Source organism: Saccharopolyspora oryzae (assembly GCF_027853915.1).
In the GTDB taxonomy this organism is placed as follows: Bacteria; Actinomycetota; Actinomycetes; order Mycobacteriales; family Pseudonocardiaceae; genus Saccharopolyspora; species Saccharopolyspora oryzae.
In genome coordinates this window covers 20516-33157 of record NZ_JAQGLA010000046.1, presented here as the reverse complement: position 1 = coordinate 33157, position 12642 = coordinate 20516, and the positions used below count along the sequence as shown (strand labels likewise).

Sequence of the window (12642 nt, the reverse complement as noted above, 5' to 3'; positions counted from 1 at the left end):
GACTCGGTGCGCCGGGTGACAGTAGGATCTCCGCCTGATCAACGTGTGATCAACGTTCCGGTCGCGGTGGACCCTTCGATGCAGAGACGACCTCGGTGGCCGGGCGGACCAACGGCTGGAGGTCTAGCGAGATGCAGGAGCGGCCGGACTGGATCCCCGAAGGCGTCGACCTGGCGAAGCCCAGCGCGGCCAGGTGCTACGACTTCTACTTGGGCGGCGCGCACAACTTCGAAGCCGATCGCGAGCTCGGGCGCCAGGTCATGAAGGTGGTGCCCAACGTCCAGGAGGTCGCGGTGAACAACCGGGCCTTCCTGCGGCGCGCGGTGCGCTACTGCCTGGACCAGGGCATCCGGCAGTTCCTGGACATCGGGTCCGGGATCCCGACCGCGGGCAACGTGCACGAGATCGTCCACGCCGTCGACCCGGAGGCCCGCGTGGTCTACGTGGACAACGAGCCGGTCGCGGTCGCGCACAGCCGCACCATCCTGGGCGACAACGAGCGGGCCACCGTCGTGCAAGCCGACCTCCTCGACGTCGAAGACGTCCTGGACGCGCCGGAAACCCAGGCGATGCTCGACTTCTCGCAGCCGATCGCGGTCATGATGGTCGCGCTGGTGCACTTCGTGCCGGAGAGCAAGAAGCCCCGCGACGTGATCCGCCGCTACTACGAGCGGCTGCCCGCAGGCAGCTACCTCGGCTTCTCCCACGTCACCGGTGACCACTACCCGGAGGGCGTGCAGGGCCTGGTGAAGCTGTACGAGAGCAGCTCCAACCCGGTCACGCTGCGCACCCGCGACGAGGTCGCCGAGATGATCGACGACTTCGAGATCGTCGAGCCGGGCGTGGTCTACGTGCCGAACTGGCGGCCGGACACCCCGGAGGACGCCTGGGAGAACCCGGAGCGGTCGATCGTCTACGGCGCCGTCGGGCGCAAGGCGTGACGTCGATGCCCGATCCGGACGACGGAGCGCCCGAGCACGAGGAGCTGGTCAAGGAGTGGACCCGCCGGGTCATCAACACCAGCTACGTCGCGATGGGGCGTCCCGAAGTCGAGACCTTCCTGGCGAAGTGCCTGGACGACGTGCTGGCCGCGCTCGACGGGGGACCGCTGGAGTCCGCCGTCGACGTCGGTCGGCGGCTGGTCGACGTGCACTTCACCAACGCCGAAGCGCTGTCCGGCACGCTGCAGCACCTGGCGACCGCGCTGCCCGCGGTTCGCGACGTCGCCCCGGCCCGGCTGATCGAGGTGCTCGGCGAGCTGGCCGCGGGCTACGCCGGGGCGCTGCGCGAGCAGACCCTGGGCGAGCAGGAGGTGATCCAGCGCGCGGTCACGGAGGCCCGCGACACTGCGGAGGAGGCCCTGCGAGCCAGCGAAGCGCGGTCCCGCGCGGTGGTCGCCTCGTCCGCGACGGGCATCGCGATCGTCCGGTTGGACGGCAGCATCGACGAGACCAACGCCGCGATGCGGCGGATCTTCCGGCGCAGCGACGCCGAACTGCTCGGCAGCACCATCTTCGAGCTCGCCGACGCCGAGTGGGTGGGGGACCTGCGCGCCGCCAACGACGGCCTGATCGGTGCGAGCAACGACCAGTACCAGCTGGACACCCGGTTCACCGCCCCGGACGGCTCGCACACCTGGACCCAGCTGTCGGCGTCGCTGGTCCGCGACTCGCAAGGCGAACCGGACTACCAGGTGGTGCTCTACGAGGACATCACCGACCGGCACATGCTCCAGGAGCAGTTCCGCCGCCAGGCCGTGCACGACCCGCTGACCGGCCTGGCGAACCGGACCCAGCTGCAGACCAGCCTGGACAAGGCGCTGGAGGAAACCCGCCCCGGACGGCGGGTCGGGCTCTGCTACTTCGACCTGGACGGGTTCAAGGCGGTCAACGACAGCCTCGGCCACCCGATCGGCGACCAGCTGCTGCGCACCGTCGCCCAGCGGCTGCAGGCAGCGGCGAGCGGGGCGCTGGCCGCGCGGATGGGCGGTGACGAGTTCGTCGTCCTGGTGCCCGACTCGACCGGTGCCGCGGACCTGGTGGCCATGGTCGAGGACCTGCTGTCCGAGATCACCAGCCCCGTGCGCATCGGCGCGCACGAGCTCCGCGCCTCGGCCAGCGTCGGGATCGTGGAGTGCCCGGTCGTCGAGACCGACGCCGAGTCGCTGCTGCGCGACGCCGACATCACCCTCTACCGGGCCAAGCAGGACGGCCGGGCCCAGTGGCTGCTGTACGACTCGGAGCGCAACGCGGCGACGCGGGACCGGTTCCGGCTCTCCGCCGAGCTGCCCGCCGCGATCGAGCAGTACGAGCTGTTCGTCGAGTACGAACCCATCATCGAACTGGCGAGCGGACGTTTCGTCGGGGGCGCCGCCAACATCCGCTGGGACCACCCGGAGTTCGGCGAGCTGGGTGAGGACAGGTTCCTGGAGCTGGCCGAGGAGACCGGGCTGATCACCCGGCTCGGCAGCTGGGCGCTGGAGCAGGTGTGCGAGCACGCCGCGCGCTGGGTGGACCTGCTGGGCCCGAAAGCGCCGATCGCGGCAGTGCGCCTGTCGCCGCGGCACACCCGCGACCCGGAGCTGATCGCCGACGTGCACCGCATCCTGCGCAAGACCGGGATGCCGCCCGACAAGCTGGCGGTCGGGCTGCCCGAGTCCACGCTGTTCGACGGCCAGGGCGACGCGGTGGACACGCTGGAGATCTTCTCCGACATGGGGCTGCGGCTGTGCGTCTACGAGTTCGGCGAGGACTACGCCCGGATGCCGCGGCTGAAGGGCCTGCCGCTGGGGATGGCGCGCATCGAGGGCTCGCACCTGGACAGCTTCGTGGCCCCCGAAGGCCCCGCCCCGCTGGACCGGCACCTCGTGGTGGCCGCGTGCGGCGCGGCCGAGCTGCTGGGCCTGCCGGTCAGTGCGGCCGGCGTGCGCGACGAGCTGCAGGCCCAGCGCCTGCACGAACTCGGGGTGTCGCTGGCGATGGGGCCGTTCACCGGCGGTCTGGTCTCGGCGTCGGAGCTGGCCGAACTCATCCAGGAGCAGTCCGGCTGACGTGGGCAGGTGGCGGCCGGAAACAGTCCGCGACCAGCCGATAGCATCGGGATGCGAAGCGTGTCCGCGCCGGTCGGAGGACCGGCCCAGCCGAGGAGTGATCGTGTCCGTACAGCCTTCCCAAGCCCAGCAAGCTCTCCGGGTGAAGGTTCCGGCGGGCACTACCGCGGGTGCGGCCGTGGCCGAGGCCGGGCTGCCGTCCAAGGGCCCGGACGCCGTCGTGGTGGTCCGCGACGCCGAGGGCGCCCTGCGCGACCTGGCTTGGGCGCCGGAGTCCGACGTCGAGGTGGAGGCGGTCGCCGCCGACACCGAGGAAGGCCGCAGCGTCATCCGCCACTCCGCCGCGCACGTGCTCGCGCAGGCGGTGCAGAACCTGTTCCCGGACGCGAAGCTGGGCATCGGCCCGCCGGTCAAGGACGGCTTCTACTACGACTTCGACGTGGACCGCCCGTTCACCCCGGAGGACCTGCAGGCGCTGGAGAAGCGCATGAAGCAGATCATCAAGTCCGGGCAGAAGTTCTCCCGCCGCCGCCTGGACTCGGTCGAGGCCGCCAAGGAGGAGCTGGCAGACGAGCCGTACAAGCTGGAGCTGGTCGACCTCAAGTCCGATGTGGACACCAGCGAGGTGATGGAGGTCGGCGGCGGCGAGCTGACCGTCTACGACAACATCGACCGGCACGGCGAGGTCGTCTGGGGCGACCTGTGCCGCGGCCCGCACGTGCCGCACACCCGGTTCATCCCGGCGTTCAAGCTGATGCGGGTGGCCGCCGCGTACTGGCGGGGCAACCAGAACAACCAGCAGCTGCAGCGGATCTACGGCACCGCCTGGGAGTCCAAGGACAAGCTCGAGGAGCACCTGGAGCTGCTGGCCGAGGCCGAGCGCCGCGACCACCGCAGGCTCGGCGCCGAGCTCGACCTGTTCTCCTTCCCGGAGGAGATCGGTTCCGGGCTGCCGGTGTTCCACCCCAAGGGCGGCATCATCCGCCGCGAGCTGGAGGACTACTCCCGCAAGCGGCACGAGCAGGCCGGCTACGAGTTCGTCAACACCCCGCACGTCACCAAGGACACGCTGTTCAAGACCTCCGGTCACCTCGACTGGTACCAGGACGGCATGTTCCCGGCGATGCACCTCGACGAGGAGCGCGACGCCAACGGTGAGCTGCGCAAGCCGGGCGTCGACTACTACCTCAAGCCGATGAACTGCCCGTTCCACAACCTGATCTTCCGCTCCCGCGGCCGCTCCTACCGGGAGCTGCCGCTGCGGCTGTTCGAGTTCGGGTCGGTCTACCGGTACGAGAAGTCCGGCGTGGTGCACGGCCTGACCCGCGTGCGCGGCATGACGCAGGACGACGCGCACATCTACTGCACGCCCGACCAGCTGCAGGACGAGCTGAAGTCGCTGCTGGGCTTCGTGCTGGACCTGCTGCGCGACTACGGCCTGGACGACTTCTACCTCGAGCTGTCGACCCGCAACGAGGAGAAGTACGTCGGCGACGACGAGAGCTGGGAGGTCGCCACCGAGGCGCTGCGCAGCGCGGCCGAGGACTCCGGCCTCGAGCTGGTGCCGGACCCGGGCGGCGCCGCCTTCTACGGCCCGAAGATCTCGGTGCAGGCCAAGGACGCGCTGGGCCGCAGCTGGCAGATGTCGACCATCCAGGTCGACTACCACCTGCCGGAGCGGTTCAACCTCGAGTACACCTCGCCGGACGGCAGCAAGCAGCGGCCGATCAAGATCCACCGGGCGCTGTTCGGCTCCATCGAGCGGTTCTTCGGCGTGCTCACCGAGCACTACGCCGGCGCCTTCCCGGCCTGGCTCGCGCCGGTGCAAGCGGTCGGCATCCCGATCGCCGACGAGCACGTCGAGCACCTGCAGCGGGTGGCGAAGTCATTGCGCGACAAGGGGATCCGCGTCGACATCGACACCAGCGACGACCGGATGCAGAAGAAGATCCGCAACCACACCACGCAGAAGGTGCCGTTCCTGCTGCTGGCCGGCGGCAAGGACGTGGAGGCCGACGCGGTGTCGTTCCGGTTCCGCGACGGCACCCAGATCAACGGGGTGCCGGTGGACACCGCGGTCAACGCGCTGGTCGACTGGGTGCAGCGCCGCGAGAACGCCTCGCCGACCGCGGAGAACTTCCAGGCGGGGACGGCGTGAGCGCAGGACCCGAGGAAGTCGAGCTGACCGAGCAGCACGGGGTCGGTGTCCAGGACGCGCTGCAGCGGCTGTGGACTCCGCACCGGATGGCCTACATCCAGGGCGAGAACAAGCCGGACGGCGACGACAGCGACGGCTGCCCGTTCTGCCGCCTGCTGGAGTCCGGACGCCCGGACTCCGAGACGCTGATCGTGGCGCGCGGCGAGCTGGTCTTCGCGATCCTGAACCTGTACCCGTACAACCCGGGCCACCTGATGGTGCTGCCGTACCGGCACGTGGCGGACTACACGGAGCTGACCGCGGCGGAGACGGTGGCGGTCGCGGAGTACACGCAGCACGCGATGCGGGTGATCCGCGAGGTGTCGGCGCCGCACGGGTTCAACATCGGGCTCAACCAGGGCCCGGTGGCGGGCGCGGGCATCGCGGCGCACCTGCACCAGCACGTGGTGCCGCGGTGGGGCGGTGACTCGAACTTCATGCCGGTCATCGGCCACACGAAGGTCCTCCCGCAGCTCCTCGGCGAGACCCGCCAACTCCTCGCCGACGCCTGGACCCGAGCCGACTGATCCGTCCCACGTCCTGGACGCTCCGTCCCAGTTGTCCGCAGTTTCAATTGAAACTGTGGTCCACGATGTGGGACGGGGCGCAGTGGTGGGACTGGGCGAAGACGAAGGGGCCGGGGACTCGTGCAGTCCCCGGCCCCTTTTCGCGTCTGGTGTCAGCCGCGGAGGCGGGCCTCGATGTCGAGGGTGATGGTGATCTTCTCGCCGACCATGGCGCCGCCGGCCGGGCCGACGCCGAAGTCGGTGCGGTTGAGGACCACCTTGGCGGACAGGCCGAGCAGGCCGTCCTCGGCGAAGCCGCCCAGCTCGGTCTCCAGCGACACCGGCTTGGTCACGCCGTGCAGGGTGAACTCGCCGTCGATGATGAAGTCCTCGCCGTCCTGGCGGATCCCGGTGGAGCGGAACGTGGCGGTCGGGAACTGCTCGACGTCCAGGAAGTCGGCGTTGCGCACGTGCGCGTCGCGGTCGGCGTTGCCGGTGTTGATCGAGGCGGTGTCGATGGTCGCGGTGACCGAGGACTGCAGCGGGTCGGCCGCGGTGACGATCTCGCCCTGGAAGCCGTCGAAGCGGCCGCGGGACTTGCCCACGCCCATGTGCCGCACGGTGAACTGGATGTCGGAGTGGACGCTGTCGATGTCCCAGGTGCCCGCGACGTAGCCCGGAATCTGCTCGGTGGCCGTCATGCTGTCTCCAATGGTGTGGCGGTGCCAGTGTGCCTCGAACTCCACCGGCGGCTCACCGCGGTCGGGCGTCTTCGTCGCAGGGAGTTCGAACAGCACCAACACCCTTGAACCTTCAATCATTCCGGGCTGTGGTGGAGGTCACCGGTCGTCGTGGGGGCCGGTGCGCTTGATCAGCGCGGGCTAGTCTGCTGGAAAACGACAAGCACAGGCGGCTGACCACTCAAGCAATGCTCAACATCTTCGCGCGGGCCTCGTTGTCCCGACTGACCAACCCGATCGGTGCCGGCCTGGTCCGGCTCGGCCTGTCGCCGAATGCGGTGACGCTGACCGGGACGATCGCCAGCACCGCGGCCGCGCTGTGGTTCTTCCCGCGCGGCGAGCTGTTCGTGGGCACCCTCGTGGTCGCGGTGTTCCTGCTCTTCGACATCCTCGACGGCGCGATGGCCCGCGCCGGCGGTCGGGCCTCGCAGTTCGGCGGAGTGCTCGACGCCAGCTGCGACCGCCTGGTCGACGGCGCGCTGTTCGGCGCCCTCGTCTGGTGGGCCTTGGTGGTCGACGTGAACCACGCGCGAGGCCTGGGCTTCCTGATCTGCCTGGTCGGCGCCCAGGTGATCTCCTACGTCAAGGCCCGGGCCGAGGCCAACGGCCTCAACGCCGACGGCGGCCTGGCCGAACGGGCCGAACGCTTCCTGGTGATCCTCGTCGGCACGGGCCTGCACGGCCTGGGCGTCCCCTACGTCCTCGACGCGGCGATCTGGCTCCTGGTCCTCCTGAGCCTGATCACCATCGCCCAACGCCTCATCGCGGTCCACCGCTCCGCGAACACCGAGAACGAGAACAGGTGAAGGGCACCTCCAGGTCGGAAGGTGCCCTCCACCGCTCATCCAGTCGTCGTCACCAGCCGCGCTGGGCGTAGCGCTGCTGCTCGGAGAGGTCGTCGAGGTTGATGCCGACCATCGCCTCGCCGAGGCCTCGGGAGACCTTCGCGATCACGTCCGGGTCGTCGTAGAAGGTCGTCGCCTTGACGATCGCCTCGGCGCGCTTGGCCGGGTCGCCGGACTTGAAGATGCCGGAGCCGACGAACACGCCCTCCGCGCCCAGCTGGCGCATCATCGCCGCGTCCGCCGGGGTGGCGATGCCGCCCGCGGTGAACAGCACCACCGGGAGCTTGCCGGTCCGGGCGATCTCCTGGACCAGCTGCACCGGCGCGCGCAGCTCCTTCGCCGCGACGTAGAGCTCGTCGTCGTCGAGCACCGACAGGCGCCGGATGTCGGCGCGGATCTGGCGCATGTGCCGCGTCGCCTCGACGACGTTGCCGGTGCCGGCCTCGCCCTTGGAGCGGATCATCGCCGCGCCCTCGGAGATCCGGCGCAGCGCCTCGCCGAGGTTGGTCGCACCGCACACGAACGGCACGGTGAAGGCCCACTTGTCGATGTGGTTGACCTCGTCGGCCGGGGTCAGCACCTCCGACTCGTCGATGTAGTCCACGCCCAGCGACTGCAGGACCTGGGCCTCGACGAAGTGCCCGATCCGGGCCTTGGCCATCACCGGGATGGACACCGAGTTCACGATGCCTTCGATCATGTCCGGGTCGGACATCCGGGCCACGCCGCCCTGCACGCGGATGTCGGCGGGCACCCGCTCCAGCGCCATCACCGCGACCGCGCCCGCGGCCTCGGCGATCTTCGCCTGCTCCGGCGTGACCACGTCCATGATCACGCCGCCCTTGAGCATCTCGGCCATGCCGCGTTTGACCCCGTCGGTCCCGGTCTGGGCGTTGCGGGCGGTGTCCTTGGCGTCGACGGTAGTCACGTTCGGCCTTCCTTCGTGCGGTCTTCTGCCGGCATCAGCCTAGGAACGAACTGGACCACCAACACGGTCCACTAAACCTGTTTTTGACTAGTCCACTTTCCAGTGGCCCTTCGGTGTGACGGTGGTCATGCCCAGGTTTGTAAGTGGTTGGTAACTAGTAACTTGGCGGCATGGTCGCGCGGATGAGCGGTGCTGAGCGCCGGGCCCAGGTCTTGGGGATCGCGGCGGAGGAGTTCGCCGAGCACGGGCTGCACGGTGCGTCGATCGATGCGATCGCCCGGAACGCGGGCATCACTCAGGCCTACGTCTTCCGGATGTTCGGGACGAAGAAGGCGTTGTTCCTGGAGCTCGTCCGCGCAGCCTTCGACCGGTTGACCGACGGGATGCGGGACGCCGCCGGCAGCAGGAGCGGTCTGGACGCGCTGTCGGCGATGGGTGCGCAGTACTACGACCTCCTCGCCGATCGCACGAACCTCCTGCTGCAGCTCCAGGGCTTCGCCGCGTGCGGTGACGAGGAAGTCCGCGAGGCCGTGCGGTCGTGCTTCTCGCGGATGTGGGACACGGCCGCGGGAATCACCGGGCTCGAGCCGGTGACGGTGAAGTCGTTCCTCGCGTTCGGGATGCTCCTGAACGCCGGGGCGGCGATGGACGTCGAGCACGTCGACGAGACGTGGGCCGAGGGGGTCCGCACCCGGATCAACGCGGGCCTGTTCGAGCACATCACGGCGGCGAAGAACCGATGAGCACCGAGGTGGACGACCGCACCGGCGCGCTCGAGGCCCGCCGTCTCGGGTCCGCCCTCGTCGCCGTCGCGCTGACCGGTGCCGTCATCGGGAGCGTCGGTGCTCCGCTCATCACGGCGGTCGCGACGGGTCTGCACGTGCCGCTGGAAGCCGCGCAGTGGACCTTGACGATCACGCTGTTCACCGGCGCGATCGCCGGCCCGGTCCTCGGCAGGCTCGGCACCGGTCCGCACCGGCGGACCACGATCCTGGTCACCCTCGCCCTCGTCACGATCGGCGGTGCGCTGACCGCGCTCCCGCTGCCCTTCGCGGCTCTGGTGGTCGGGCGCGGACTGCAGGGGCTCGGGGTGGCCGTGGGGGCGCTGCTCATGAGCGTTGCCCGCGCCCACCTGCCCGCGGAACGCTCCGCCTCGACGATCACCGCCCTGTCCGTCGCCTCGACGGTGGGCATCGGCGTCGGCTACCCGGTGATCAGCCTGCTCGACCAGCTCGCCGGACTCCGCGCCGCGTACGCGCTCGGATTCGCGCTGTCCGCCGCTGCGCTCGTCATCGCCTGGCGAGTGCTCCCGCCGGAGAACCCCGGCGCGCGGCCGCAGATCGACGTGATCGGAGCGGTCCTGCTCGGCCTCGGAACGCTCGGCGTCCTGCTGGTCATCGCCGAGCCCGCGCTGTGGGCGAATCCCTGGGCGGGTGCGGGCATCCTCGCCGCCGCGGTCGCGATCCTCGCGGTGTGGGCGGTCGTCGAACTCCGGAGCGCCGCGCCGCTGGTCGACCTCCGGTTGCTCGGCCAGGGGCCCGTGGTCCGGGCGAACGCGGCCATGCTCATCGCGGGTGTCGGCATGTACCTGCTGTTCAGCCTCCTCACCCGCTACGTGCAGACCCCGGCGGACGCGCACTACGGGTTCGCCCTGCCCGGCGTCGCGGCAGGGGCCGCCCTCATCCCCTTCTCCCTCTCCGGTTTCGTCGCGGGCAAGGTCCTGCGGGGTCGCATCGCGCAGCGAGGGGCTTACGTGCTCTCCGCGGCCGCGGTGGTGATCGCAGCGGTGGTGTTCGCGGTGGCCAGCGGTTCGCTCGTCGTCGTCCTGATCGCCATGGCGGTCCTGGGCTTCGGGGTCGGCGGGGTCGCCGCGGTCATGCCCGGGCTAGTGCTCGCCGGCGTTCCGCAGGCCGAGACCGCCAGCGTGCTCTCCATCAACCAGATCGTCCGCAGCATCGGATTCAGCATTGGCAGCGCGCTGGCCGGATTCCTCCTCGCCGCCGCCACCCCCGGCGGTGCCCTGCTTCCCGCGCAGGACGGCTACACCGCGGCCGCGCTCTGGTCGGTGCCGCCGCTCGTGGCGAGCGCGCTCATCGTCACCTGCAAACACCGCGCCATCCGCTGAATCCGCTGCCTCGTCGCTCGTTCGGTGCGGCTTGCCGGGGTGACCGGTTCCGGGGTTGTGGCGACCTTGCACGGCGTGGGCGTCGGGTGTGTGATCGGAGACACAGTCGGTTGCCGGGAGCGCGCAGGGAGTACTCATGGGCACCAAGCAGAGCGGCACAGTAGGAGGGCCGGTCGTCCCGGCCCCTTCAGATCCCGCCAAGATCCGCAACGTCGTGCTGGTCGGGCCCTCGGCGGCCGGCAAGACCACCCTGGCCGAGGCGATGCTGGCGGCCACCGCGACGATTCCCCGGTCGGGCGCGGTCATCGAGGGCACCACCGTGTGCGACCACGAACCCGCCTCGATCGAGCAGCAGCGGTCCATCGGCCTGGCCGTGGCGCCGATCCAGCACGGCGACATCAAGATCAACCTCATCGACACGCCCGGCTACGCCGACTTCGTCGGGGAGCTGCGGGCGGGCCTGCGCGCCGCCGACGCCGCGCTGTTCGTGATCGCGGCGGCCGAGGGCATCGACCCGGCGACGCGGGCGATCTGGCAGGAGTGCGCGGCCGTCGGGATGCCCCGCGCGGTGCTCATCGCCCGCCTGGACCAGCCGCGCGCCGACTTCGACACCGCGCTGCTGACCTGCCAGGACGCCTTCGGCGGGGGAGTGCTCCCGCTGTACCTGCCGCACCGCGAGGCCGGCGGCGAGGTGACCGGGCTGGTCGGGCTCGTCACCGAGAGCGTCTACGAGTCCGGCGAGCAGCGGGCGGCCGACGAGGCGTTGCGGGCGCAGATCGACCAGCAGCGCGGCGAGCTCATCGAGGCGATCATCGCCGAGAGCGAGGACGAGTCGCTGATGGACCGCTACCTCAACGGCGAGCGCATCGACGAGGACACGCTCATCTCCGACCTGGAAACGGCGGTCGCCAAAGGCGGTCTGCACCCGGTGCTGCCGGTGTGCGCGGTGGCCGGCATCGGTGTTCCCGAGGTGCTCGACGGCATCGCCCGCGGCTTCCCGTCACCGCTGGAGCACGCGCTGCCGGAATTCACCGATCCGCACGGGAACAACCCGCGCGAACTCACCCCCGATCCGGAGGGACCCCTGGCGGCCGAGGTGGTGCACACCTCGGTCGATTCCTACGTGGGGCGGGTTTCGCTGGCGCGCGTGTTCTCCGGGACGATGCGCCCGGAGCGCCCGGTGCACGTCTCCGGTCACGGCATGGCCGAGCGCGGGCACCCCGACCACGACGAGGACGAGCGCGTGGCGCACCTGTACTCGCCGCTGGGCGCGAACCTGCGCGAGGTGTCGCACTGCGTGGCCGGCGACCTGTGCGCGCTGACCAAGATCGGCTCGGCGGAGACCGGGGACACCCTCTCGGACCCGTCGGACCCGCTGCTGCTCACGCCGTGGCCGATGCCCGAGCCGCTGCTGCCGATCGCCGTCACCGCGCACACCCGCAGCGACGAGGACGCGCTGGCCCGCAACCTCAACCGGCTCATCGCCGCCGACCCCAGCCTGCGGCTGGAGCGCGACAGCGAGACCCACCAGCTGGTGCTGTGGTGCATGGGCGAAGCGCACGCCGACGTCGTGCTGCAGCGGCTGCGCGAGGGCGGGGCGGAGGTCGACACGGTCCCGGTGAAGGTGCCGCTGCGGCAGACCTTCGCGCAGCCTGCCAAGGGGCACGGCAGGCACGTCAAGCAGTCCGGCGGGCACGGCCAGTACGCGGTGTGCGACATCGAGGTCGAGCCGCTGCCGCGCGGATCGGGCGTGGAGTTCGTGGAGCGGGTGGTCGGCGGGGCGGTGCCGCGCCAGTTCATCCCCAGCGTCGAGAAGGGCGTGCGGGCCCAGGTCGAGAAGGGCATCAACGAGGGCGCCCCGCTGGTGGACCTGCGGATCACGCTGGTCGACGGCAAGGCGCACAGCGTCGACTCCTCCGACGCGGCGTTCCAAGCGGCCGGTTCGCTGGCCCTGAAGGCCGCCGCCGAGCAGGCCGGGCTGATCACCCTGGAACCCGTCGACGAGGTGGCGGTGCACATCCCCGACGAGCACCTCGGCGCGGTGCTGGGCGACCTGTCGAGCCGCCGCGGCAAGGTGGTCGGCACCGAACCGGAGGACGGCGGCTGGACGGTAGTGCGGGCGCACGTGCCCGCGAGCGAACTGGTCCGCTACACGGTCAATGTCCGCTCCCTGACCTCGGGCAGCGCGACCTACACCCGCCACTTCGAGAACTACGAACCGATGCCGGAGCACCTGCTGACCCGGAAGTGAC

10 protein-coding genes are annotated in these 12642 nt (G+C 70.5%); 8 read left to right on the top strand and 2 right to left on the bottom strand.

Features of this window, described 5'->3' with window-relative positions:
• The first annotated feature begins 131 nt into the window (after nt 1–131).
• The 4 genes from OU415_RS23885 (at nt 132) to OU415_RS23870 (ending at nt 5773) form a co-directional block, all read left to right on the top strand.
• Nucleotides 132–941 (top strand): SAM-dependent methyltransferase, encoded by an 810-nt coding sequence (locus OU415_RS23885; RefSeq protein WP_270951372.1) that lies wholly within the window; start codon nt 132–134, stop codon nt 939–941.
• A gap of 5 nt (nt 942–946) precedes the next feature.
• A complete protein-coding gene (locus tag OU415_RS23880) occupies nt 947–3049 on the top strand; it encodes a putative bifunctional diguanylate cyclase/phosphodiesterase (RefSeq protein ID WP_270951370.1) in 2103 nt (700 codons plus the stop codon).
• A 142-nt stretch (nt 3050–3191) separates the two neighbouring features.
• Nucleotides 3192–5207: a threonine--tRNA ligase gene (gene thrS / locus OU415_RS23875; protein ID WP_270951398.1), complete on the top strand. Its 2016-nt coding sequence runs from the start codon at nt 3192–3194 to the stop codon at nt 5205–5207.
• The gene (locus OU415_RS23870) at nt 5204–5773 is read left to right on the top strand and encodes an HIT family protein (protein WP_456300266.1); all 570 of its coding nucleotides are present in this window, start codon (nt 5204–5206) and stop codon (nt 5771–5773) included. Before thrS ends, OU415_RS23870 begins: the two co-directional genes overlap by 4 nt.
• Before the next feature lie 152 nt (nt 5774–5925).
• Here OU415_RS23870 and OU415_RS23865 read toward each other — a convergent pair whose 3' ends face one another.
• Nucleotides 5926–6453 carry a YceI family protein gene (locus OU415_RS23865; protein ID WP_270951368.1) on the bottom strand — a complete coding sequence of 176 codons (528 nt, stop codon included), beginning with the start codon at nt 6451–6453 and terminating at the stop codon, nt 5926–5928.
• Between the two features lie 227 nt (nt 6454–6680).
• On the opposite strand from OU415_RS23865, the gene pgsA reads away from it, so the two are divergent.
• Nucleotides 6681–7298, top strand: coding sequence for a phosphatidylinositol phosphate synthase (gene pgsA / locus OU415_RS23860; RefSeq protein ID WP_270951367.1), 618 nt, complete (start codon nt 6681–6683; stop codon nt 7296–7298).
• Between the two features lie 49 nt (nt 7299–7347).
• Here pgsA and pdxS read toward each other — a convergent pair whose 3' ends face one another.
• Nucleotides 7348–8265 carry a pyridoxal 5'-phosphate synthase lyase subunit PdxS gene (gene pdxS / locus OU415_RS23855; protein WP_270951366.1) on the bottom strand — a complete coding sequence of 306 codons (918 nt, stop codon included), beginning with the start codon at nt 8263–8265 and terminating at the stop codon, nt 7348–7350.
• Nucleotides 8266–8447: 182 nt separating this feature from the next.
• Between pdxS and OU415_RS23850 the strand changes: the two genes are divergently transcribed.
• From OU415_RS23850 to OU415_RS23840, 3 genes are all read left to right on the top strand, one after another.
• Nucleotides 8448–9008 (top strand): TetR/AcrR family transcriptional regulator, encoded by a 561-nt coding sequence (locus OU415_RS23850; protein WP_270951365.1) that lies wholly within the window; start codon nt 8448–8450, stop codon nt 9006–9008.
• On the top strand, nt 9005–10390 hold the full coding sequence (locus OU415_RS23845; RefSeq protein ID WP_270951363.1) for an MFS transporter: 1386 nt from the start codon (nt 9005–9007) through the stop codon (nt 10388–10390). Before OU415_RS23850 ends, OU415_RS23845 begins: the two co-directional genes overlap by 4 nt.
• Nucleotides 10391–10526: 136 nt before the next feature.
• Nucleotides 10527–12641 carry an elongation factor G-like protein EF-G2 gene (locus tag OU415_RS23840; protein WP_270951362.1) on the top strand — a complete coding sequence of 705 codons (2115 nt, stop codon included), beginning with the start codon at nt 10527–10529 and terminating at the stop codon, nt 12639–12641.
• Nucleotide 12642: the final 1 nt, after the last annotated feature.

Bases quoted from the DNA above. Each gene is read 5' to 3' on its own strand.
- OU415_RS23885 (WP_270951372.1), top strand. From the start codon at position 132: ATGCAGGAGCGGCCGGACTGGATCCCCGAAGGCGTCGACCTGGCGAAG.
- OU415_RS23880 (WP_270951370.1), top strand. From the start codon at position 947: ATGCCCGATCCGGACGACGGAGCGCCCGAGCACGAGGAGCTGGTCAAG.
- OU415_RS23865 (WP_270951368.1), bottom strand. From the start codon at position 6,453: ATGACGGCCACCGAGCAGATTCCGGGCTACGTCGCGGGCACCTGGGAC.
- pgsA (WP_270951367.1), top strand. From the start codon at position 6,681: ATGCTCAACATCTTCGCGCGGGCCTCGTTGTCCCGACTGACCAACCCG.
- OU415_RS23850 (WP_270951365.1), top strand. From the start codon at position 8,448: ATGAGCGGTGCTGAGCGCCGGGCCCAGGTCTTGGGGATCGCGGCGGAG.
- OU415_RS23845 (WP_270951363.1), top strand. From the start codon at position 9,005: ATGAGCACCGAGGTGGACGACCGCACCGGCGCGCTCGAGGCCCGCCGT.
- OU415_RS23840 (WP_270951362.1), top strand. From the start codon at position 10,527: ATGGGCACCAAGCAGAGCGGCACAGTAGGAGGGCCGGTCGTCCCGGCC.